The 23,115-nt window shown below is 33.1% G+C and carries 19 protein-coding genes; 8 read left to right on the forward strand and 11 right to left on the reverse strand.

What is annotated here, in order from left to right; translation table 11 throughout:
• Positions 1–10: 10 nt before the first annotated feature.
• The 5 genes from sppA to ezrA form a co-directional block, all read right to left on the reverse strand.
• Positions 11–1,003 (reverse strand): signal peptide peptidase SppA, encoded by a 993-nt coding sequence (sppA, locus tag ACA31_RS05925; protein WP_057512432.1) that lies wholly within the window; start codon positions 1,001–1,003, stop codon positions 11–13.
• Between the two features lie 235 nt (positions 1,004–1,238).
• Positions 1,239–2,012, reverse strand: coding sequence for a sulfite exporter TauE/SafE family protein (locus ACA31_RS05930; RefSeq protein ID WP_057512433.1), 774 nt, complete (start codon positions 2,010–2,012; stop codon positions 1,239–1,241).
• A gap of 113 nt (positions 2,013–2,125) precedes the next feature.
• Positions 2,126–3,349: a tRNA uracil 4-sulfurtransferase ThiI gene (thiI, locus tag ACA31_RS05935; protein ID WP_057512434.1), complete on the reverse strand. Its 1,224-nt coding sequence runs from the start codon at positions 3,347–3,349 to the stop codon at positions 2,126–2,128.
• Positions 3,346–4,482 carry a cysteine desulfurase family protein gene (locus ACA31_RS05940; RefSeq protein WP_057512435.1) on the reverse strand — a complete coding sequence of 379 codons (1,137 nt, stop codon included), beginning with the start codon at positions 4,480–4,482 and terminating at the stop codon, positions 3,346–3,348. The genes thiI and ACA31_RS05940 overlap by 4 nt, the downstream gene beginning before the upstream one ends.
• A gap of 221 nt (positions 4,483–4,703) precedes the next feature.
• A complete protein-coding gene (gene ezrA, locus ACA31_RS05945) occupies positions 4,704–6,395 on the reverse strand; it encodes a septation ring formation regulator EzrA (RefSeq protein ID WP_057512436.1) in 1,692 nt (563 codons plus the stop codon).
• A gap of 228 nt (positions 6,396–6,623) precedes the next feature.
• Here ezrA and ACA31_RS05950 point away from each other — a divergent pair, with 228 nt between their 5' ends.
• The 3 genes from ACA31_RS05950 to ACA31_RS05960 all read left to right on the forward strand — a co-directional run bounded on the left by ACA31_RS05950 (position 6,624) and on the right by ACA31_RS05960 (position 8,662).
• Positions 6,624–7,088 carry a GAF domain-containing protein gene (locus ACA31_RS05950; RefSeq protein ID WP_057512437.1) on the forward strand — a complete coding sequence of 155 codons (465 nt, stop codon included), beginning with the start codon at positions 6,624–6,626 and terminating at the stop codon, positions 7,086–7,088.
• A 254-nt stretch (positions 7,089–7,342) separates the two neighbouring features.
• Entirely contained in the window at positions 7,343–7,945 is a 603-nt protein-coding gene (rpsD, locus tag ACA31_RS05955) for a 30S ribosomal protein S4 (RefSeq protein ID WP_057512438.1), read from the forward strand.
• A gap of 189 nt (positions 7,946–8,134) precedes the next feature.
• Positions 8,135–8,662, forward strand: a complete 528-nt coding sequence (locus ACA31_RS05960; RefSeq protein ID WP_057512439.1) for a GNAT family N-acetyltransferase — start codon at positions 8,135–8,137, stop codon at positions 8,660–8,662.
• 81 nt (positions 8,663–8,743) lie between these two features.
• Here the strand turns inward: ACA31_RS05960 and ACA31_RS05965 are convergent, their stop codons facing one another.
• Positions 8,744–9,484, reverse strand: coding sequence for a glycerophosphodiester phosphodiesterase (locus tag ACA31_RS05965; RefSeq protein WP_057512440.1), 741 nt, complete (start codon positions 9,482–9,484; stop codon positions 8,744–8,746).
• 79 nt (positions 9,485–9,563) lie between these two features.
• On the opposite strand from ACA31_RS05965, the gene ACA31_RS05970 reads away from it, so the two are divergent.
• The 3 genes from ACA31_RS05970 (at position 9,564) to serA (ending at position 12,937) form a co-directional block, all read left to right on the forward strand.
• Positions 9,564–10,004, forward strand: coding sequence for an SACOL1771 family peroxiredoxin (locus tag ACA31_RS05970; RefSeq protein ID WP_057512441.1), 441 nt, complete (start codon positions 9,564–9,566; stop codon positions 10,002–10,004).
• A gap of 163 nt (positions 10,005–10,167) precedes the next feature.
• Positions 10,168–11,328, forward strand: a complete 1,161-nt coding sequence (locus tag ACA31_RS05975) for a pyridoxal-phosphate-dependent aminotransferase family protein (RefSeq protein ID WP_057512442.1) — start codon at positions 10,168–10,170, stop codon at positions 11,326–11,328.
• Positions 11,321–12,937, forward strand: coding sequence for a phosphoglycerate dehydrogenase (gene serA, locus ACA31_RS05980; protein WP_057512443.1), 1,617 nt, complete (start codon positions 11,321–11,323; stop codon positions 12,935–12,937). Before ACA31_RS05975 ends, serA begins: the two co-directional genes overlap by 8 nt.
• 160 nt (positions 12,938–13,097) lie before the next feature.
• Here the strand turns inward: serA and ACA31_RS05985 are convergent, their stop codons facing one another.
• From ACA31_RS05985 to ACA31_RS05995, 3 genes are all read right to left on the reverse strand, one after another.
• Complete coding sequence (locus ACA31_RS05985) at positions 13,098–14,219, reverse strand: HAD family hydrolase (protein ID WP_057512444.1); 1,122 nt, start codon at positions 14,217–14,219, stop codon at positions 13,098–13,100.
• 231 nt (positions 14,220–14,450) lie between these two features.
• On the reverse strand, positions 14,451–15,941 hold the full coding sequence (gene nagE, locus ACA31_RS05990; protein WP_057512445.1) for an N-acetylglucosamine-specific PTS transporter subunit IIBC: 1,491 nt from the start codon (positions 15,939–15,941) through the stop codon (positions 14,451–14,453).
• 178 nt (positions 15,942–16,119) lie between these two features.
• Positions 16,120–16,740, reverse strand: a complete 621-nt coding sequence (locus ACA31_RS05995; RefSeq protein ID WP_057512550.1) for a lysophospholipid acyltransferase family protein — start codon at positions 16,738–16,740, stop codon at positions 16,120–16,122.
• A gap of 167 nt (positions 16,741–16,907) precedes the next feature.
• Here ACA31_RS05995 and ACA31_RS06000 point away from each other — a divergent pair, with 167 nt between their 5' ends.
• Complete coding sequence (locus ACA31_RS06000; RefSeq protein WP_057512446.1) at positions 16,908–18,206, forward strand: S1C family serine protease; 1,299 nt, start codon at positions 16,908–16,910, stop codon at positions 18,204–18,206.
• Positions 18,207–18,434: 228 nt separating this feature from the next.
• Here the strand turns inward: ACA31_RS06000 and tyrS are convergent, their stop codons facing one another.
• On the reverse strand, positions 18,435–19,697 hold the full coding sequence (gene tyrS, locus ACA31_RS06005; protein WP_057512447.1) for a tyrosine--tRNA ligase: 1,263 nt from the start codon (positions 19,695–19,697) through the stop codon (positions 18,435–18,437).
• 414 nt (positions 19,698–20,111) lie between these two features.
• Here tyrS and ACA31_RS06010 point away from each other — a divergent pair, with 414 nt between their 5' ends.
• Positions 20,112–21,023 carry a biosynthetic peptidoglycan transglycosylase gene (locus tag ACA31_RS06010; RefSeq protein WP_057512448.1) on the forward strand — a complete coding sequence of 304 codons (912 nt, stop codon included), beginning with the start codon at positions 20,112–20,114 and terminating at the stop codon, positions 21,021–21,023.
• Positions 21,024–21,136: 113 nt separating this feature from the next.
• Here the strand turns inward: ACA31_RS06010 and ACA31_RS06015 are convergent, their stop codons facing one another.
• Positions 21,137–22,804 carry a formate--tetrahydrofolate ligase gene (locus ACA31_RS06015; RefSeq protein WP_057512551.1) on the reverse strand — a complete coding sequence of 556 codons (1,668 nt, stop codon included), beginning with the start codon at positions 22,802–22,804 and terminating at the stop codon, positions 21,137–21,139.
• Positions 22,805–23,115: the final 311 nt, after the last annotated feature.

Genomic DNA, 23,115 nt, shown 5'->3' on the forward strand with positions numbered 1-23,115 from the left:
ATTATTACACCTAACCTTCGTATAGATACATAGGTTCAGTTTCAGTATCATTTTTAATTATTGCTTTAACTTCATTGAATTCATTTTTAAATTGATTGACACTCGCTTTTGTATTACTAAACGATGAGAATAAACTACCTTCTTCACTATATTCAAATACTTCTGCATCTTTTGCTTTCATGTCTTTTTTCATTGCTTTTAAAGTTTCATCTTCATAACCAATTTCGTCGATTAAACCATTATCTTCTGCTTGTTGTGCACTGTAGATTCGTCCATCAGCTAACTTTCTAACTTTACTTTCAGACATATCTCTACCATCTTTAACTATATTTACAAATCGATCAAAACTATCATCTAATACAGATTGTAAAATATCTTTCTCTTCACTTGTCATAGCTCTTGAGCTACTTAATATGTCTTTATGATCTCCTGATTTTATAACATTTTCTTTAATACCTAATTTTTCTTGTAATCCTGAATAATCAGTACTAGACATAATAACACCGATTGATCCTGTCGTTGATTGAGGGCCTGCGTATATTTTGTCTGCAGGTGCTGAAATGTAGTATCCACCGGATGCTGCCATACTACCCATATGTACATAAACCTTTTTATCTTTTTGCTTAATTTCTTTTATCTTTTGATAAATTTCATCACTAGGATATGTGCCGCCACCAGGAGTATTTACAGATAATAATAGACCTTTGACAGTGTCATCATTTTTCACGTTTTCTAATTGTTTTAAGAACGCCTCATGGTTGTAATCACTGCCACCAAACATACCTCCGCCTGTACCTTCAGCTATTTGGCCATCTAATGTTAAATGTGCAATTCGTTTACTTGAATTGCCCTCTTTTTCTACTTTTTCTGTAAACGGATCCATTTTAGATGTAGCTTGTTCATCAAATAAAGATGAAAAGACCGCTGAAATCGAACTCATCACGATGCCGCCTAATACAATGACGACCGCAAGTATGATTGCGATAATCCTTTTCTTCGACATTTACACTCACTCCCATAATTTATTTTGCTTTTGACTCCATCATCAATTTAACCATAACCAATTAAGCTATGTATACCTTATCTCAAATATAAAAATAAAAGAGCGAGAATACAAAGTCAAAATTTGATTTCGTATTCTCGCTTCTATAAGGCTGACCAGAAATAGAAAGACAAGAGTTGAAGCTCTTGCAGAAGATTATTATATAATTTTTATTTTAATATACTTTTTGTAAGTGCTACATGATTTGCATTAAATAATCGTACGCATTTTTCAAAATTAAAATAGCAGTAACTACAATAAACAGACCTTTGACATAACCAACGCCTTTTTTAATTGCAAATAAAGCACCCAAATATGACCCACAAATCATACTGCCAGCCATGATAAAGCCATAAAAATAATCGACTTGATCTAAGAAAATAAATAATATTAATGCCCCTAAATTGGATGCAAAATTTAATACTTTAGCATTGCCTGCTGCGCCTAGAAAATCAAATCCAAACATTAATAACACAAAAAGCATAAATGAACCTGTGCCGCCGCCTAAAAATCCATCATATAGACCAATTAAGCACATTAAAGCTGCAAATAATATTGCTTTACCGGTAGTGAGTTTTGTAAAAGTACGTATACTACCCCAATCTTTTTTCATTAATGTATAAATCATTACAAGCGTTAAGATAATGATTACGACTGGCTTTAAAAGTTCAGACGGTAAAAATGTCGCAACACTCGCACCACCCATAGCCATTAGGAATACAAATGGAAATAACTTCCCAACAATTTTCAAATCGATATTGCCTGATCTAAGAAAACGAAATGCACTAGTCATCGATCCAAATGCACTGGCTAATTTATTTGTACCTAACGCCATAGATGGTGGCATACCTACTGCTAAAAGTGCAGGGATAGAAATCAACCCTCCACCGCCGACAACTGCATCAATAAACGCTGCTAAAAATCCAAGCAGTATGATGATAATTACAATTGAAATGTCCCACTCTAACATGCGCCAACCCCTGTCTGTTTAAATCATGTTAACCGATTATTCATTATAAATTGAACATCTAAAACGAAGTTTTCTATTTCTAAAATGATGCTTATTATAATTTAAACTTATATTTAAAATAAATCGTCTGCCAAAGCTTGTGTCTCTGAGTCTTTATCACTTTGGTAGTCATTTGAAATTTCTATTGTTTCGATTTGATCCACAGCTTGTTGTACCAATGGTTCAAAATCAAAAATATTTTCATATTTTTCCACTTTTTCAATATCAGGTTCAGTTACAGGATTTTTTGGTGTAAAAATAGTACAACAATCCTCATAAGGTTGAATAGAGACATCAAAAGTTCCAATTTCTTTAGCTCTTTTCACAATATCTTCTTTATCTAATGTGAGTAATGGACGTAATACTGGCGTTGAAGTTACGCTATTAATCGCGTACATACTTTTTAACGTTTGACTCGCAACTTGACCAAGATTTTCACCATTTACAATGGCATGTCCGTCAATTTCATGAAGAAGTTTGTCTGCGACTCTCATCATCATACGACGTGTAGATGTCATTGTATAACGTTCATGTACAACTTTATTAACTTGTTTTTGTAAATCTGTAAAAGGCACAATGTGTAATTTAATTGGCCCTACATGAGAAGCTAAAATACGTGTTAATTCAATAACTTTTTCTTTAGCTTTTTCACTTGTAAAAGGTGGACTATGAAAATGAATTGCTTCAATCATCGCACCTCTACGCATAACTTCCATACCTGCTACAGGAGAATCTATGCCACCTGAGAGCATAAGTAATGTTTTGCCACCCGTTCCAACTGGCAAGCCACCAAGTCCCGCTATTATTTTGTCATAAACATATATAGCATCTAAACGGACTTCTACTTTTATGTTGTGATCCGGATTGTGGACATCGACAGTCAAATCCTCTGTTGCATTTAATACCGCAGCACCAATCCCACGTTGTAATTGATATGTGTCATAAGGGAAGTTTTTATCTGAACGTTTTACGTCTATTTTAAATGTATCTCCGTTTGCGTAATCTTTTGCAAATTGGATGGCTTGTCCATTTGCCGCTTCTACAGTTTTATCAATTTTTAACACAGGACTAATAGAATAAATGCCGAATACTTTTTTTAGTCTATTACACATTTCATCTATATCTGCGCCGTCATCTAATTCAATATACATTCTATCCCTATTCGCTTTTACTTTATAGCCTTGTAAAGGCATTAATGAACGCTTTACATTTGCGCGTAATTTATTCACGAACATTTTACGATTTGCGCCCTTTAATGTTAATTCGCCATACCTTACTAATATATGATCATAAATCATATTAACAGCTCCCTTACTTCTTCATATACTTTATTAAAATTATCTTTAAATGTTTGAATATCTTCTTGAGTCGTATTGGCTCCCATTGAAATTCTAATACTACCTTCAATTTGTTTTCTTGGCACATTCATCGCTAAAAGCACCTCGTTTAGACTCGCTTTTTTAGATGAACATGCACTTGTTGTAGATAACATGATGCTATGTTTTGAAAATGCATTGACCAATACTTCCCCTTTCACACCCGGTAACCCTACATTAAGGATGTGTGGTGCTGAATTTTGGGGTGAATTCAGTTTAATACCCTGAAAACTTGTAAGAAATTGGCATAGGTCAGCATTGAATTCACTTAAAGTATGGTTAAGTTCTGCTGTATGATTCACAGCTGCTTTCATTGCTTTAACAATTGCAATATTCATTGGTAAATTAACTGTACCACTTCTCACACCATATTCTTGTCCACCACCGTGAATAATGGGTTCAAGTTGATGAATATTTCGAACAAATAATATACCTTGTCCTTTTAAACCATGAAATTTATGCCCACTTAAACTCAACGTATCTACACCTTCAAAGCATAATGGAACTTTACCAATTGCTTGTACTGCATCTACGTGAAAATGCGCTTTAGGGTATTGATGTACGATTTCTGCTGCTGCCTCTAAAGGCTGTATTTGTCCCATGATATTATTGACGTGCATACAGGTTACTATAGCAACATCATCTGACATCAATGTTTTTAAATGATCCAAATCTATTTGTCCATCATCACTCACATCAACATATTTAATAAAAAACCCTTCTATTTCCAAAGAACGTACAACTTCTAATACAGAAGGATGCTCAAGTACTGAAGTGATTATTACATTAGCAAACGCTTTTTTCTTATATGCTACGCCTTTAAGCGCCATATTATTAGATTCAGTCGCACCACTTGTAAAAACGATATCAAATTTTTTATCTAAATTAAACAAATCTTTTATTTGTTTTTTAGTTTGTTGTAATAATTGGTCTGCTTGTAAGCCTGCTTGATGTGGACTATTAGGGTTAAAATACAATGACTGATTTACTTTTACATAAGTATCCAACACGTCTTGGTTCGGCTTTGTAGTTGCGGCATTATCAAGATATATCAATTCTTTCACTCCATTTCATTTTATCATACACACTTATAATAAGAAGTGATACTAATTTTATATTTATACTTAAATCATTGTATTAACAACAATACTTTTCTGTAATTTTAAAAATTAATTTAATACTTCTTTAAGCATTATACTCGCTTTTAATAAAAAGAAAAGACACGAAATCATAATTCATTTCGTGTCTTACTCATGTTTTTTAATAATTAAATAGTTTAACCAATAACTTGATCTTCTATTTGTTGTGTAATTCCTGGTTCAACACTTTCTAAAGCATGTTCAGATATTTCAATTGAACGTTTGTATCTATTATTTTTAAATAGTCTTTCAGCCTCATTAAGGCTTTTATCTATATTCGAACTATCTTTACGGTAACGGTTACCATATTCAATAAGTTTCTCAGCATAAACTGCATTAACGAGTACATCCGTAGCTTCATCTTCAAATTTATTCATTTGTAGTACTACTTTAGATACTTTATCTTTCAATTGTTTAACATGTATTGGACGTACAGTGAATTTCTTGTTTACTTCACGCACTTCATAATCAATTTCATTTTTCATTATAATGAAACGTTCCGGTACGCTAGGTAAGTTAGAAGCTAATAATTTTCTATAAACTTCTTCTTTTTTACTTTGTACGCGTAAAATATTTTCTTCTGCTTCTGCTTCATCTTCGCGTAGTTGAATTAAGTGATTTTGTAATTTTTCTTGTTTTTCATTAATTACAGCTACATGCTCTTCGATATATTTCAAGTTATCTTGAACTTCACTATAACGTACTGCAGATTTAGCCATTTCTTTTAGAATTTCATCATAAACAGCTATTAAGTTTTGAATTTCATTTTCAAACTGTCTTACATTCTGTACATCACTTTCATTTATGTAGTAATTTTCACGTACATATTCAATTTCAGTTTGTAATGTATAATTCATTTCTTTTGCTCTAAACAAATTATCTGTAATGACTTCTTTTGATTCTTCTACTTCATTCTTCGCTTTAACTTCGTGCTCAATTAATTCATACATTTCATCAAGTCGATCATTAATATTGTTTAATTTTTCATTTGCTTCATCAAGTTCCAATCTACTAATCATCGGTTCCACAAAGCTAAGTTCTGTTTTAAGCGTTTGTAGAGTACTATCAATTTTAACATGATCTAAATCGTAACCCTCTACTTTGAGATCTCTACATCCATATTTCATATCTTGGAACTGTCCAGGTAATTCTTTTTGTGCTTCTCTGATTAACTCTGGAATTTCTGACATATCCTTTTTCAAAAAGTTCATATCTTCATTTAAAGTTTTGATATGTTCATGTGCGTAAATATAATTACCTTCTGCTTTATATGATTCATAGCTTTCCATTTCAGGCACGAATGCTTCAATCTCATGTTCTAATGGCGTTGCTGCTTCACCGAACTGATGTCTATTGGCTAACACGTCTCGCTTCATTTCTCGGTAATCCACTTTACATTCATCATATAAGTGATCACTTTCTTTATGTACTCCCATAATATCTTCGACATCTGTAGTTAATACATTATAGTTTTCTTCGTATTTATCCATCAATTCGTGTGCTTCATCAATTTCAGTTTGCGCTTGCGAAAATTTAAATTTGTCAAGTAAACCTTCCGCATTGTGAATCTTTTCTTCTACTGGTAACAAATATTGATTTTTACTATCTAATGACGTTTGCTTTAATCTATCATAAGTAGATTTTGTTTCACCTGTTAAAGTTAAATCAGATAATTGAGATAAACTTTCATCATAGGGTAATTGCTCTACTTGTAATTTTCGTTCTTCAGCCTTTTCTATCATTTGGCTTTTATTCGAACGCATATAGAATAATACACCGACAATAATCAGTATAATAACAATAATTGCTAGAATGATATACAATACCATATGTTTTCTCCTCCTATTTTATCACTATTCATTATAACGTAATTTACCCATGCATTAAAAGAGAAAATGAATTAATCGGTGATAATATTTTAAATTTCATAGTAAATCTATCTCTATTAATATTATGTATCATGTTGACACTAAAAAAGCCCTTACAAATCATTTGATTGATTACTATTAAAACAGTCTTTATACTAAATGAAAAGTAAAAAGTGAGGTTTTATTAATATGACAGAGGTAAAAGAAACAAATTACGGTTTATTACAAAAGCAAGTTGCTAGTCTAATCGAAGATGAATCAAATTTAATAGCTATACTTAGCAATGTCTCTGCTTTACTAAATGATTCATTAGATCAAATTAATTGGGTCGGCTTCTATTTAATGGAAAATAATGAATTAATCTTAGGGCCATTCCAAGGTCATCCTGCTTGTGTGCATATTGCTATCGGCAAAGGCGTATGTGGCACGGCTGTAGAATTAAACGAATCACAACTCGTTGAAGACGTTAATGCTTTCCCAGGACACATCGCATGTGATGCGAATAGTAAGTCGGAAATTGTTGTTCCTATTCATAAAGACAATCAAGTGATTGGTGTCTTAGATATTGATGCCCCAATTACAAATCGCTTTTCAAACACAGATAAAGTTGCTTTAGAAGAAATCATAAGCATTATTGAACAGCAAATAGCTTAACGTTTAGCGCTTACTTTCTATAGGTGAATCTTCGTTTACTATTGACAGTAATTCATAACGTGGTACAATGTTCTTTGTGTGAATAAACGAAATTAGCAGTTGCGTATTAATTGGCTCTATGTTGTTCCCAACGCGGACGTGTCGTGTAACCGTAGCTATGAGGTGAAGATACATAAAACAATATATCCAAATAAGCATGCAACACTCTTTTTTGTTTTTTCATAACAACAAAAAAGAAAAAGGAGGAGTCTATTATGGCTCGATTTAGAGGTTCGAACTGGAAAAAATCACGTCGTTTAGGTATCTCATTAAGTGGTACTGGTAAAGAATTAGAGAAGCGTCCATACGCTCCAGGCCAACATGGTCCTAACCAACGTAAAAAATTATCAGAATATGCATTACAATTACGTGAGAAACAAAAATTACGTTATTTATACGGAATGACTGAAAGACAATTCCGTAACTCATTTGAAATTGCTGGTAACCAACATGGTGTCCATGGTGAAAGCTTTATGCAATTACTAGCTGCTCGTTTAGATGCAGTTGTATATTCATTAGGTTTAGCGCGTACGCGTCGCCAAGCTCGCCAACTTGTTAACCACGGTCATATTTTAGTAGATGGTAAACGCGTTGATATTCCATCATATACTTTAAAACCTGGTCAAGAAATTTCAGTACGTGAAAAATCTTTAAAATTAGATATCATTGCTGAATCTGTTGAAATCAACAACTTCGTACCTGAGTACTTAGAATTTGATGCAGACAACTTAAAAGGTAAATATGTACGTGTCCCTGAACGTAGTGAATTACCTGCTGAAATCAACGAACAACTTATCGTTGAGTACTACTCAAGATAAGCGTTTTAATTTCAAACCAAGAAGTCCTTTTGAGGATTTCTTGGTTTTTTTATTTCTATATAAAGTAAAAAACTTCATCCAATTATTTAATTATAAATAGAAATCTTTTTGACTCCCCCACTCATTGCACAATATCTTTTTACTTTCTTATAATAATTAATGTATGCTATGAATAAAGGAGTGTTAGATTTGATTATTAGAGCATTAGAGGAGACAGATTTAGATTTTGTACATCACTTAAATAATGAATATTCCATTATGTCTTATTGGTTTGAAGAGCCCTACCAATCATTAAGCGAACTTCAATCACTATATAAAAAACATTTGTTAGATGAAACTGAACGTAGATTTATTATTGAAAAAGATCAAACGCGTATCGGTGTTGTCGAATTAGTTGAAATTGACTTTATACATAGTAACTGTGAAATTCAAATTATCATTGATTCCGAATATAGTGGTAAAGGGTATGCCAAAAATGCATTTAAAATGGCTATTGATTATGCGTTCCTTGTACTTAATCTCCACAAAATATATTTATTTGTTGATGTAAACAATGAAAAAGCTGTTCATATTTATAAAGCACAAAACTTCACAATTGAAGGTACATTACAAGAACATTTTTATACTCGTGGTGAATATAGTGATTGTCATGTGATGGGGTTATTAAAAAAGAATTGGGTAAATCATCACGATAATGATTTATCTCATATTAAATAATATACCTTTCATCATTATTAAAACCATAAAAAGCTTAAACGAATTCTTAAAATTCATTTAAGCTTTTTTGACATTTTTATTTTATAAAATTTCATTTGGATCATCTGAAATCAGTCCGTCTACCCCTAATTCCTGTAATGATTTCGCTTGTTCATGTTCGTTAACTGTATAGGGCATCACTGACAATCTATACTGATGTGCACTTTTTAAAAACTTCTCTGTAACTAATGCATAATTAGGGTTCACATAATTGGCATAGGCCGCAATGCTTTTGAATGGAGGTAATTTATACCAATACTTCTTTTTACTAATCAAGACACCTAGCTCATATCCTTCATTCATATAAAAAAATTTTTTTATACTTTTTTGATTGAATGATTGTACAATGACTTTATCTTTCGGTAATCCCCATGCATTTAACGTATCTATTAATTCGCTTTCAATACCAGGATAATTCTGTGGTTGTTTTAATTCTATTAATAACTTTTGGGGATAGTCTCGGATTAATTTAATTACTTCATCCAATGTTGGTAATGTTGCTCCTTCAAATTTACTATCTTTAATTATACCATAATCAAATTGTTGCAATGCTGCTAAAGTCATATCCTTGATTTTTCCTGATCCATTAGAAGTACGGTCAATCGAATCGTCATGAATAACTACAAGATGATTGTCTAATGTCCTGTGTATATCTATTTCTAATATATCAATATCACTTACAAGTGCAGCTTTAAAAGCGCTCATCGTATTTTCAGGAAAATATGCAGCAATGCCACGATGTGCTACTAACATGAGCTTGTTGTCAGTATTATATATTGTCATTAAAGTCGCTCTCCTCTTTCTTTATATCTCATTTTCATCTAAACTTAAATTATCACAAATCAACTGGAGGTCAATCGTTATGGTTCAACATGAATTCAAAGTAAACACACAATGGTTTGGTGGTCGTGAAGCTGTAGGTCAACTTAACGGAGACGTATTAGATGAACAAATATCTATACCATCAGGTTTAGGTGGTAATGGAACTGGTACAAACCCAGATGAATTATTAGTTTCAGCTGCATCTTCTTGCTATATTATTTCACTTGCAGCTGTACTCGAACGTTCTGGTTTTAATAATATAGAAATTCAACAATCATCTATAGGTACAGCTATTTTTGAAAACGCAAAATTTCGTATGGACAACATTATCCACTACCCTGTTATTGAAGTTGAAACTGAACAAAAAGATAGTTTAATTAGAAAATTGCCTAAACTCTTAAAGGTTGCGGACAATAATTGTATGATTTCAAACTCAATTAAAGGTAATGTTACTGTAAAAATAGAACCAAAAATAAAATAATTTGAAATAATTTTATATATGACGGAATATGAATGCGATAACAATGTATGCCCTTTCATGATATTTTATTTTATTTATTTACATTCTCTTTTAACTTTTGCGCTTTTATATTTTCTGAAAATTTGCTAAACTAAGACAATCATAAGCAATGGGGGAATCACATATGAAATATTATCGTCCTATGTTACTTACACCAGGACCAACGCCAGTACCAGAAGAAATTCTACACGCAATACAGTCACCAATGGTCGGACACAGATCAAGTGACTTTGAAACAATTGCTGAAGAAGCGTTTCGTGCGCTAAAACCAATATTTGGTGCGCAAAATGACGTAATGATATTAACTTCTAGCGGGACAAGTTCCTTAGAAGCAAGTATGTTAAATATTGCAAATCCTGACGACGACATTGTTATCATTGTTTCAGGTGCTTTCGGTAATCGTTTCAAACAAATTGCTGAAACATACTACGATAACGTACATATTTTTGAAGTTGAATGGGGCAAAGCTGTAAACGTGCCTGAATTTATAGACTTTTTAAAAACATTGAACACAGATATTACAGCAGTTTATAGTCAATATTGTGAAACATCCACTGCAGTTTTGCACCCTGTCAATGAATTAGGTCATGCACTTAAAGCGTACGACGAATCCATTTACTTTATCGTTGACGGTGTGAGCTGTATCGGTGCAGTTGATGTAGACTTACAACGTGATCAGATTGATGTTCTTATTTCTGGTAGTCAAAAAGCTATTATGTTGCCTCCTGGTTTGGCGTTTGTAGCTTATAATGATCGTGCTAAAGAACGTTTTAGCCAAGTCACGACACCGAGATTTTATTTAGATTTAAATAAATATTTGAAATCATTAGAAGCAAATTCAACACCTTTCACACCAAACGTTTCGTTATTTAGAGGTGTAAATGCATATGCCAAGTTAGTTGAACAAGAAGGATTTGACCAAGTTATTGCACGTCACTACGCAATACGTGATGCTTTAAGACAATCACTCAAATCATTAGATTTAGATTTATTAGTCCAAGATGAGTATGCCTCACCTACTGTTACTGCTTTTGTGCCTAAATCAAAAGAAGAACTCAACTTCATTAAAAAAGAACTTAAAAACCGTTTTGCTATAACAATTGCAGGTGGACAAGGTCATCTAAAAGGAGAAATTCTACGTATAGGCCATATGGGTCAAATTTCACCATTTGATATTTTACAAGTCGTATCAGCATTAGAAATTCTGTTAACAGAATTTAGAAAAGAATCATATATTGGTACAGCAATTACTCAGTACATGGAGGTCGTAAAAGCATATGTATAAAATTTTAGTATCTGATCCAATCTCACCAGAAGGTTTAAAAAGTTTAATTGACCATAATGACTTCGAAGTCGAAATCAATACAGAATTAAATGAAAGCGAACTCGTTGAAAAAATTAGTGACTTCCAAGGCTTAATCGTTAGAAGCCAGACACAAGTGACTGCAGAAATGATTGAAGCAGCTCCAAATCTAAAAGTTATTGCTAGAGCTGGGGTCGGCGTTGACAATATTGATGTCGATGCAGCTACCAAAAATGGTGTTATTGTAATTAATGCACCCGATGGTAATACAATCTCTGCAACTGAACACTCTATGGCTATGATTTTATCAATGGCGCGTAATATCCCACAAGCACATCAATCATTGAAAAATGGAAAATGGGACCGTAAAACGTATAGAGGTACAGAACTTTATAATAAAACGCTTGGTGTCATAGGCGCTGGTAGAATTGGTTTAGGTGTTGCAAAACGTGCGCAAAGTTTCGGTATGCATATCCTAGCTTTTGACCCTTACTTATCTGAAGATAAAGCAAAGGAACTAAATGTAACACGTGCAACAGTTGAAGAAATTGCTGAACAAGCAGACTTCGTTACTGTACACACACCATTAACTCCGAAAACTAAAGGTATCGTTGGTAAAGACTTTTTCGAAAAAGCAAAACCAACGTTACAAATTATTAACGTAGCGCGTGGTGGTATCATTGATGAAGCAGCGCTATTAGACGCTTTGAACAATGATCAAATTCAAAGTGCAGCAATAGATGTATTTGAAAGCGAACCAGCAACTGAGTCCCCTCTTGTTAATCACGATAAAATTATTGTTACGCCACATCTAGGTGCATCGACTGTTGAAGCACAAGAAAAAGTAGCTGTTTCAGTAGCTAATGAAATCGTTGATATTTTTGAAAATGGTAACGTCTTAAATGCGATTAACGCACCAAAAATGACTTACAGTGAAATCAATGATGAATTGAAACCTTATATTGAATTAAGTAAAATGACAGGTGAAGTGGGTATTCAATTACTTGAAAAAGCACCGCGCGAACTACAAATCAAATACGAAGGTGACATTGCATTAGATGATACAAGTTTGATTACAAGAACACTTGTATCTGGTGTCTTACGTCAAGATTTAGCAGAACGTGTAAACTTAATCAATGCTTTAGTACTCTTAAATGAACAAGGTGTGTCTTATAATATTGAAAAAAACACAAAACATCGAGGTTTTAGTAACTATATAGAATTAACATTAATCAATAAAGATACTCAAATTAAAATTGGTGCAACTGTACTCAATGGTTATGGTCCAAGAATCGTACGTATAAATGATTATCCAGTAGACTTTAAACCTGAACGTCACCAACTAGTAATAAATCATAACGATAGACCAGGCATTGTAGGCCGTACAGGACAAATTCTTGGTACTTATGATATCAATATCGCTTCAATGCATCTTGGTCGTACAAACCAAGGTGGTAATGCCCTAATGGTATTATCAATCGACCACCCTGTTACACCAGATGTCATTGATGCTTTATATCAAATTGAAGGATTTAATTTGATACGAAGCGTTGAACTCGATATTAATAGTAATTCAAACTACAATATCTAAATATTGAATCATCACAAAAGAACTTGGAAGCTAAATATCTCATTCATAAATTAAAAATGCCAATCTATTAGAAAGCTAATAGATTGGCATTTTTTATTAGCAAAAAAAATACTGACGCATTATTATTTAATCATCAAATAATAAGCGTAGTATCTTTTAATTACAATAATATTCCTCTGATATCTCCTACATGGTCTACGATATATTCAGCGTCATAAGATTCTAATTCTTTACGTGCATTCTGGCCTTTCAAACCTGTCAACGGACCAATAAAAGTTGCCCCTATTTTCTTAGAACTTAACAAATCTGCTAATGAATCTCCTACCACAAAAACATCATCTTTATTAACACGATTTTCCTGATTTGTAGCATATTGCTCATAATTTTTTAAATGATTACCTTCTAATGTAGCTAAATAGCTAAACGGATTGGGCTTCCCTAATGGTTTTAACTCAGGATATTGTTTCTCTGCGATTAATACCTCACTTGCAGTAACAATATGTAAGTCATCAAATAAATCTTTGATACCAATTGCATCAAATGGCACTATCGTTTCCGTTCTAGGTCTACCTGTTGCAATGGCTATATGATAGCCAGCAGCTTTCAAATCTGTTAATAACTGTTTGATTTCAGGTACAGGTCTTAACACGACTTCGTTATATATGTAACCTTCTTTAAATTCTGTGCGATTAGGCTTTTGTTCTACTTCATTAAATAATTTGGAGCCTAAGTACCACTCTTGGTAAACCTCTTGGGCAAGCGTCCAAAACGGACTTTTCAGTTCAAATAGTGCTGTTTGCTTTGTATTTAACTGATCACCAGCATGTGTAACAAGCGTTTGATAAATATTGTCTTTTCCTGAACTTATACCATCTAAAAACGATAACGGTAACTCAAAGTTCAATTCTATATCAAAAATATTTTCACCAATCTGTTGCAATGTTTCTTGATTAAATCTTTCTGGCTTTAAAACTTCCTCTAATTTTTCTTGGGGTAATGTCTTACAAATTTCAATAAAGTGAATGGCTACAACTACAAATAACATATCCCAATTTGAATTTAATCCAAGTGACTTTAACTTAGTTAAAATTTCATCATGGTAGAATACGATATCTCTTATTTCAGTAATTTGTTGATCACTTAAATCATCAAATTGTATAGATGGATCTAAGCCCATATAATCTTTACTCATAAGCATTTCATAAACCGTTAGTGCAGATACATCAAAACACCTTTCTTCACTTAAAAAAACACCATCAACATCAAATAATACCGACTTCATCTCATCTACTCTCCTTAAATCAGAAAATTCTGATACTAGTTCATCGTACTATTTACCCATGAAAAGAGCAATGTATTTTCATCATTTTAGTAAACAATTTATATCGTTAAACATTTAATTTTTTTATATAAAAAATACGCCTTACAAAGATTCACTTTTTCAGTGATAACTATGATTAGGCGTATCCTAAAATAAACTTATTTATATGTTATTATTTTGCTATTGATTTTGCTATTCTGATTCCATTTGTACTTCAATTTCATCAGCTACTTGCTGAACTTGCGTGCCGATAATAACTTGGGCATTATGTTTACCACTCTTCGTTACACCCACAGCTCCTGCGCCTTTAATCTTAGCTTCATCAATGACACTATTATCATGTAACTCCATGCGTAATCTTGTAGCACAATTTGTTAATGATGCAATATTCTCTTTGCCACCTAATCCATCTAAAATTTGGCTTGCAGTACTTGTATATTTATTAGATGTAGCTGTAGTCGCTTCTTCTGAATGTGCAGCATCCCCCGTTGACGCTTCATCAGAAGTTGGATCTGGTAGTAAATTATCTCCGCGACCAGGTGTATTTAATTTCAATACTTTAATGGCAAATCTAAATACAAAATAGTATATTACAAAGAATACAAGTCCTTGTAGTAATAACATGTATGGTTGACTTGAAACAGGATTAATTAATGACAGTACGTAGTCTATTAAACCAGCACTAAATGAGAACCCTGCTGTCCACTCAAACAATGCTGCAATAAACATCGATAAACCAGTTAAAAATGCATGAATAACGAATAATACTGGTGCAACGAACATGAATGAAAATTCTATTGGCTCAGTAACCCCAACAAAGAATGCTGAAACTGCGCCACCAAACATTAAACCATAAACACGCTTTTTCTGTTTAGATTCTGCTGTATGATACATTGCTAGTGCTGCAGCTGGAATACCAAACATCATTACCGGGAAGAAACCAGCCATATAACGTCCTGTAATACCATGTACTGCACCATCACCAGTTTGGAATTTGGCAATATCATTAATACCTGCTAAATCAAACCAAAATACTGAGTTTAATGCATGATGCAATCCAGTTGGTATCAATAATCTATTAAAGAAACCGTATAAGAAAGCACCGAATGGACCTAAATCTAAAATCCACGTCCCAAATGTTACGATTGCTGAATAGATAATTGGCCAAACAAATAGCATTAATACGGCCAAAATAATACTAAAAAATGCCGTTAAAATTGGTACTAAACGTTTACCACTAAAAAATGATAATGCTGTTGGTAATTCAGTTTTACTAAATTTGTTGTAAGTATACGCTGCGATTAAACCAATCAATAAACCAATAAATACGTTAGAATTATTCATCTGTTCAAAAGCTGCGTTTACTCCTGTCTCCTTAACACCTAATATTGGCGCTAATTTCACAGGACTTAAAACAACTGTCGTTAAAAAGAAACCAACCGCTGCAGCGAGTGCTACTGCACCGTCATTTTTCTTAGCCATTCCTAATGCTACCCCAATCGCAAAAAGAATACCTAGTTGTTCAAGAATCGTCGAACCGGCAGAAGAGAAAAACGCTGCTACCGTTGGCAAGACACCCATTGCTGTTAATGCGTTACCGATACCCGTAATAATTGCGGCTGCTGGTAACACTGCAACAGGAAGCATAAGTGATCTACCAAGACGTTGAAAGAAACTAAACATAACAATTCCCCATTTCAAAATAGATATTTACCCAAACAAACACCACATGCACAATATGTCCACGTGGTGTTTGCAAACGCTTTACTTGTTGTCATTGTACAGTTACATAATAACACAGGTTTTTAAAAATTCGTATATAAATTAAAATGTCTAACTATTTTAAAAATATTGAAACTTACTATTTATGATTCACATAATCATTTAATTCATTTTGTAATTGTGTCGTTCTACTTTCTAATTCTTTAGTTAAGTATTCTAACTTTTCATTACGTTTCATATCCCTTGGTAAATGCTTCGTTTCGATAGGTTCACCAAATTTAACAATTGCTTTACCGGTAATGAGTCCCTTAATTTCTTTAGGTCCAACATATGCTGCTGGTAAAATGGGAGCTTGGGCCATCAAAGCAATGGTTACTGCCCCACGTTTTATTGGTGATCCTTCGTCATACTTCATCCGATGACCAGTTGGGAATATGCCTACTGTTTTATTTTCTTTTAATAATTTAACGGGTTTTTTCAATGTGCTTGGTCCTGGATTTTCTCTATCTACAGGAAAAGCATTTAAAGAAGTTAAAAATTTACCAAAACCTTTTTTGTTGAACAACTCTTTTTTAGCCATGTAATGAATTTGATTTGGGTAAATTGCTGTGCCTAACATAATGACTTCATTATAGCTTTCGTGTGTACAAGTCACTACATATCTATGAAGTTGAGGTATATTTTCTTTACCTTGTACTTCAAGTGATTTACATATTTTCACAATAATTAAATCTAACAAACCGCTAATGAATTTATACATTTCTCCACCTACTTCATTTTCCATTATATTTACCTATTGATTCTATCATTTAGTCACCTTATGAACAAGAATATTTATATTTCAGTCTAAAGTTGTATAGTGATATACTAGAAAAAGTTATATAAACCTATAATAATAGGTTATATAGAATAAATCGGAGGTAAAGTATGTCAGATTTTAATAACGATAATAACTCTAATGAAACTCAAAATCCTCGGCCATCTCAAAAACCGGAACAAGCTCAAAATAAAAGGTCAAAACATAAACCCAAATTCCCATGGTTTAAAACGATAATTGTGGCCTTAGTTGCCGGTATTATAGGTGCACTTTTGGTATTAGGCATTGGAAAAATTATGGAAAGCACAGGATTAAATGATAATGGCTCTTCCGTTAAAGAAGCTTCTAATAGTAGCAACGGTGGCAATACACTTGATGGAAAAAGTGAAAAATATGATTCTGTGAACCAAATGATTAACGATGTTTCTCCTGCTATTGTAGGTGTTATTAATATGCAAAAAGCTCAGAATTTAGATAGTTTACTAAAAGATGAATCTTCTAAATCAGAAGAAGCTGGTGTTGGATCAGGTGTCATTTATCAAAAAAATAATAGTTCTGCATATATCGTAACGAACAACCACGTCATTGATGGTGCAAATGAAATTAAAGTCCAATTGCATAATTCTAAACAAGTCGACGCTAAATTAGTTGGCAAAGATGCGTTAACAGATATAGCAGTACTAAAAATCAATGATACGAAAGGTACAAAAGCAATTGATTTTGCTAATTCTTCAAAAGTAAAAACAGGAGACAGTGTTTTTGCAATGGGTAATCCCCTTGGCTTACAATTTGCTAACTCAGTGACTTCAGGTATTATTTCTGCTAGCGAACGTACAATCGATACGAAAACATCTGCTGGTACGAATAAAGTAAATGTATTACAAACAGATGCAGCAATCAATCCTGGTAATTCAGGTGGTGCGCTCGTAGATATTAATGGTAATCTCGTAGGTATTAACTCAATGAAGATTGCAAGTGAACAAGTTGAAGGTATTGGTTTTGCAATCCCTAGTAACGAAGTTAAAGTTACCATTAAAGAACTTGTAGAAAACGGAGAGATTGAGCGTCCTTCTATTGGAATTAGTTTACTCAATGTAAGTGAGATTCCCGAACAATATAAAGAAGATCTGAATACAAAACGCAAAGACGGTGTCTACGTTGCCAAAGTTCATGCTGATAATGAACTTAAAAAAGGCGATATCATCACTGCGATAGACGATAAAAAAGTTGAAGAAGACACTGACTTACGCTCTTATTTATATGAAAATAAAAAACCTGGTAATTCAGTAAAAATGACTATTGAAAGAAATGGTAAAACGCAAACAGTTGAAGTGCCATTAAAAGAACAAAAATCCACATCTTCAGAGTCATCTGAGAAAGAAAGTGAAAGTACTTCACCGTTTAATTAAAAACAATAACTTATAGTTATCTTGAACCGACCAAGTAATGTTAATTTACTTAGTCGGTTTTTTATTACATATAAATCAAGATTATTCCATTTTATGTATATTAGAAAAACGAATTCAATTCCACACTACAGAAAGTGCATAAAAAAGTACCGACAAAGTCGTAAAGCTTTGTCGGCCGTTTTGTCGATAATTTAAATATCGCGTTATTCTTCTATACTTCTTCAAATATTATTTATAATTAACCATGAAATATTTTTTCTTACCACGACGAACAATTGTAAATTCATTCTCAATTTTATCGTCAGCTGTCAATTCATATTTCACATCTTTTTGTCTTATTCCATTGATATAAATTGCACCATTATTTACATCTTCCCGTGCTTGACGCTTAGATGATGAAATACCAGTTTCGACAATTACTTCAACAATATTAGTTTTTTCTTTGCTCAATTCAACTTGTGGCACATCCTTGAATCCTGCTTTTAATTCTGAAGCTGACAATGATTGTAAGTCTCCAGAAAATAATGCTTTTGAGATACGAATTGCATCATCTAATGCAGCTTGACCATGAATGAAACGTGTTACATTTTCAGCTAAAGCTTTTTGCGCTTCACGTAAATGTGGTGCTTCATTCAATGATTTTTCTAATGCTTCAATCTCTTCTTTTTCTAAGAATGTGAAATATTTCAAGAATTTAATTACATCATCGTCTGTAGTGTTAATCCAAAATTGATAAAATTCGTATGGACTCGTTTTTGCAGCATCTAACCAAACTGCCCCACCTTCTGATTTACCGAATTTTTTACCATCTGATTTAACAACCAATGGGATCGTCAGTCCGTAAGCTTCTGTTTGACCGTACATACGACGCATCAATTCAATTCCACTTGTGATATTGCCCCATTGATCAGAACCACCAACTTGTACTTTACAGTTGTAAGTCTTGTTTAAATGACCAAAATCAATTGCTTGGAGTATTGTATATGTGAACTCAGTGAATGAAATACCATATTCTAAACGACTTTGAATTGAGTCTTTCCCCAACATGTAATTTACACCAACATGTTTACCGTAATCTCTTAAGAAATCAATCAAAGAAATTTGGCTTAACCAATCTCTATTATTAACAAGTTTAGCACCTTTATCAGTTCCAAATTCGAAAATTTTATGCATTTGTTCACTGATGCCTTGAACGTTTAATTCAACTTGTTCTTCCGTTTGTAAGACACGTTCTTCAGATTTACCTGATGGATCTCCAATCATACCTGTACCCCCACCTATTAATACAAGTGGACGATGCCCGTGTTCTTGGAATCTACGTAAAGTTAAAAATGGTAATAAATGACCGATGTGTAAACTATCTGCAGTTGGATCGGCACCACAGTATAATGTAACTTGCTCTTTATTTAGTACATTCTCTATACCAGATTGGTCTGTTTGTTGATAAATTAAGCCTCTCCATTTTAAATCTTCTAATAATGCATTTGTCATTGTATTTACCCCCTATATTTATTAAGATATTGTTTTGAATAGATTTTAAATACCGTCCACAGTTTAATTTACTTTTAGCAAGTACGACCGAGTAACACTAAAAAAAATTAAAAAACGCCCCTACAAATTAATGTAAGGGCGCATGCGCACGGTACCACCATACTTTAAGTCAAACAACTTTATTAATGATACGTTCATTAACTTAAACGTTTGGATGATTGAAATCATTAAGGTGTATTCACATATCAATCATCGTTAGTTCACAGCAACCACTAACTCTCTGAAGATGACACTGTATGTTACTTCTCCTTTATCCAAAAACGATATCGAATTGATATTAATTATAAGTAACTCTATTTTAAAAGTCAACATCATATATTATGTTATAATATTGCATACATAAGGAGGTCAGACATGGAAAATCAAACACATGAAAATAATGTTCACAATCATTTACATAACCCTAAATTCTCTAAATTTGAAATTATCTATAAAAAATTAAAGCATCTTTTCATTGGCTTGTTTGCAATTTTCACATGTACCTTTATTATTTTATTAGCCATATCGGTATTTTACTTCCAAAGTTTGACTGATGAATCTGTAAACATGTCAGATAACGAATTACGTACAAAATTGCTGAACATTGTTGGTAACCAAGATATAAATTATAACAATAAACATATTTTAACAGAATACAATGAATCGACAAATTCTCTCATCGTCGGACCAAAACATGTAAATAGCAACGTGATAAAAGCATTAACTTCTTCAGAAGACAGCTTATTTTTCTATCATAATGGTATTTTACCAAAGGCTATCGTTCGAGCTGTTGGGCAAGATATATTTAATACAGAGGCTGCAACTGGAGGAAGTACCATCACACAGCAACTCGTAAAAAATCAACTACTGACAAACGAAAAAACATATAATCGTAAAGCTAATGAACTCATCTTATCTATGCGAATTGAAAAGATTTTAACCAAAGATGAAATTATCTATACTTATTTGAACATCGTGCCTTTTGGACGGGATTATAATGGTACTGATATTACAGGTATCGCTTCAGCATCCTATAGTTTATTTGGAAAAGCAGCTACAAACTTAAATATTGCTGAATCAGCCTATCTGATTGGACTTTTACAAAGCCCTTATTATTACACCCCTTATGAAGCAGATGGTTCACTCAAATCTGATGCTCAGATACAAATTGGTTTGGATCGCCAACACTATGTTCTCAAACGGATGTTGGTTGAAGGTGAAATTACTGCTTATGATTTTAAAAATGCTGAAAAATACGATATCAAACAACATTTAATGACGAAATAAAGCGTTAAGAACATAACCTTCTCAGATTATAAAAAATAGCTGTGAAAAAATCTATCGTTATAGATTTTTTCACAGCTAATCTTAGTATGTTTGTATTATATAACAGTTAAAATTTAGAATAGACCAATTGCATGTCCATCATTAGTAACATCCATGTTTAATGCTGCTGGTTTTTTAGGAAGGCCAGGCATAGTCATGATTGCTCCAGTCAATGCAACAATAAATCCTGCGCCTGTTTTAGCTTCTAATTCACGAATAGTGATTTCAAAACCTTCAGGTGCACCTAATTGAGTTGCGTCATCAGTGAATGAATACTGTGTTTTAGCCATACATACTGGATAGTCATCCCAGCCATTTTCTTTAAACTGTTTAAGTTGCTTCTGTGCTTTACTGCTAAATGTGACTTTTGATCCACCATAAATTTCTTTAACAATTGTTTCAATCTTTTCTTCAAGTGGTAAATCCAATTCGTATAAATGTTTGAAATCTTGTGGTTCATCAAGTACCTCTAGCACTTCATTCGCTAAATCGATACCACCTTTACCGCCTTTTTCCCAAACTTCAGTTAAAGCAAGTCTCACACCGTTCTCTTTTGCCCATTGTTGTATATATTGTGTTTCTTCTTCAGTATCATGTACAAACGCATTCAAGGCAACTACAGGTTCTAAGCCATATTTTTTAACGTTTTTAACGTGGCGTTCTAAGTTCACGATACCTTTTTTAACCGCTTCAACATTTTCTTCTTTTAAGTTATCTTTCGGTACACCACCATGCATTTTAAGCGCACGAACAGTCGCAACTACTACAACTGCTGAAGGTTCAAATCCTGCTTCACGAGCTTTAATATCGATGAATTTTTCAGCACCTAAATCTGAGCCAAATCCTGCTTCAGTCACAACGACATCTGCTAAATCTCTCGCAGTTTCCGTTGCTAAAATTGAGTTACAACCATGTGCAATATTAGCAAATGGCCCACCATGTACAAGGGCTGGTGTGCCTTCAATTGTTTGTACTAGATTTGGTTTAATCGCATCTTTAAGGATCATCGCTAATGCGCCTTCTACTTTTAAGTCAGCTACAGTAACAGGTTTACGTGATCTAGTATAACCTATAGTAATTCTACTAATTTTCGCTTTCAAATCATTAAGGTCATTAGATAAACAAAGAATTGCCATTATTTCAGAAGCAACAGTAATATTAAAACCATCTTCTCTTGGAACCCCTTGCGTTGGTCCACCTAAACCTACATTTACATTACGTAACGCACGGTCATTCATGTCTAAAACACGTTTCCATTCAATACGTCTTTGGTCGATTTCTAATTCATTACCTTGATGCATATGGTTATCAATAAATGCTGACAGTGCATTATTTGCAGTAGTGATTGCGTGGAAGTCGCCATTGAAGTGTAAATTTACATCTTCCATTGGTAATACTTGTGCATAGCCACCACCAGTTGCACCACCCTTTATTCCAAAAATAGGACCTAGAGCTGGTTCACGTAACGCTACCATGACGCTTTTCTTAAGTTCATTGAATGCATCTGCTAATCCAACTGTAACTGTTGATTTACCTTCACCTGCTGGTGTTGGACTCATAGCAGTAACTAATACTACTTTACCCTTACCATTTTTTTGTTGAACTTGATTAATATCAATCTTAGCTTTATAGTGCCCGTATGGTTCTAATGCATCTGCGGGAATACCCGCCTGCTTAGCAATATCTCCAATCGGTTTTAATGTTGATTGATTTGCAATATCTAAATCAGATAAGTGTGCCAAATTCATTCGTCCCTTCTTAAATAAATTTTAAATCAATACATATATTTCACATATATGCTACTGATAAAAATAAATCCTTACATATTAATATTAACTAATTTATGTTGTGTTGTCGATTAATAGAGATAGCGCTTTCAAAATAATAAATGAATATTTTCACCTTTTGCGTCTTTTATTACTCTTAAAATGTTATTTTACATCAAAAACTTCCTAATTATCATCATAATCTCTAATATGTAGAATAAAGTACATGCTTAAAGTTGATGATATAAAGGAAGTATGGAAAAAACATTTTTTTAAATTGGAAATAG

It is taken from the genome of Staphylococcus sp. NAM3COL9 (genome assembly GCF_001431205.1).
Lineage (GTDB): Bacteria > Bacillota > Bacilli > Staphylococcales > Staphylococcaceae > Staphylococcus.

What these genes read in the sequence shown, in the direction of transcription:
- sppA (WP_057512432.1), bottom strand. Translation starts at nt 1,003, where the DNA reads ATGTCGAAGAAAAGGATTATCGCAATCATACTTGCGGTCGTCATTGTA.
- ACA31_RS05930 (WP_057512433.1), bottom strand. Translation starts at nt 2,012, where the DNA reads ATGTTAGAGTGGGACATTTCAATTGTAATTATCATCATACTGCTTGGA.
- thiI (WP_057512434.1), bottom strand. Translation starts at nt 3,349, where the DNA reads ATGATTTATGATCATATATTAGTAAGGTATGGCGAATTAACATTAAAG.
- ezrA (WP_057512436.1), bottom strand. Translation starts at nt 6,395, where the DNA reads ATGGTATTGTATATCATTCTAGCAATTATTGTTATTATACTGATTATT.
- ACA31_RS05950 (WP_057512437.1), top strand. Translation starts at nt 6,624, where the DNA reads ATGACAGAGGTAAAAGAAACAAATTACGGTTTATTACAAAAGCAAGTT.
- rpsD (WP_057512438.1), top strand. Translation starts at nt 7,343, where the DNA reads ATGGCTCGATTTAGAGGTTCGAACTGGAAAAAATCACGTCGTTTAGGT.
- ACA31_RS05965 (WP_057512440.1), bottom strand. Translation starts at nt 9,484, where the DNA reads ATGACAATATATAATACTGACAACAAGCTCATGTTAGTAGCACATCGT.
- ACA31_RS05970 (WP_057512441.1), top strand. Translation starts at nt 9,564, where the DNA reads ATGGTTCAACATGAATTCAAAGTAAACACACAATGGTTTGGTGGTCGT.
- ACA31_RS05975 (WP_057512442.1), top strand. Translation starts at nt 10,168, where the DNA reads ATGAAATATTATCGTCCTATGTTACTTACACCAGGACCAACGCCAGTA.
- serA (WP_057512443.1), top strand. Translation starts at nt 11,321, where the DNA reads ATGTATAAAATTTTAGTATCTGATCCAATCTCACCAGAAGGTTTAAAA.
- ACA31_RS05985 (WP_057512444.1), bottom strand. Translation starts at nt 14,219, where the DNA reads ATGAAGTCGGTATTATTTGATGTTGATGGTGTTTTTTTAAGTGAAGAA.
- nagE (WP_057512445.1), bottom strand. Translation starts at nt 15,941, where the DNA reads ATGTTTAGTTTCTTTCAACGTCTTGGTAGATCACTTATGCTTCCTGTT.
- ACA31_RS05995 (WP_057512550.1), bottom strand. Translation starts at nt 16,740, where the DNA reads ATGTATAAATTCATTAGCGGTTTGTTAGATTTAATTATTGTGAAAATA.
- ACA31_RS06000 (WP_057512446.1), top strand. Translation starts at nt 16,908, where the DNA reads ATGTCAGATTTTAATAACGATAATAACTCTAATGAAACTCAAAATCCT.
- tyrS (WP_057512447.1), bottom strand. Translation starts at nt 19,697, where the DNA reads ATGACAAATGCATTATTAGAAGATTTAAAATGGAGAGGCTTAATTTAT.
- ACA31_RS06010 (WP_057512448.1), top strand. Translation starts at nt 20,112, where the DNA reads ATGGAAAATCAAACACATGAAAATAATGTTCACAATCATTTACATAAC.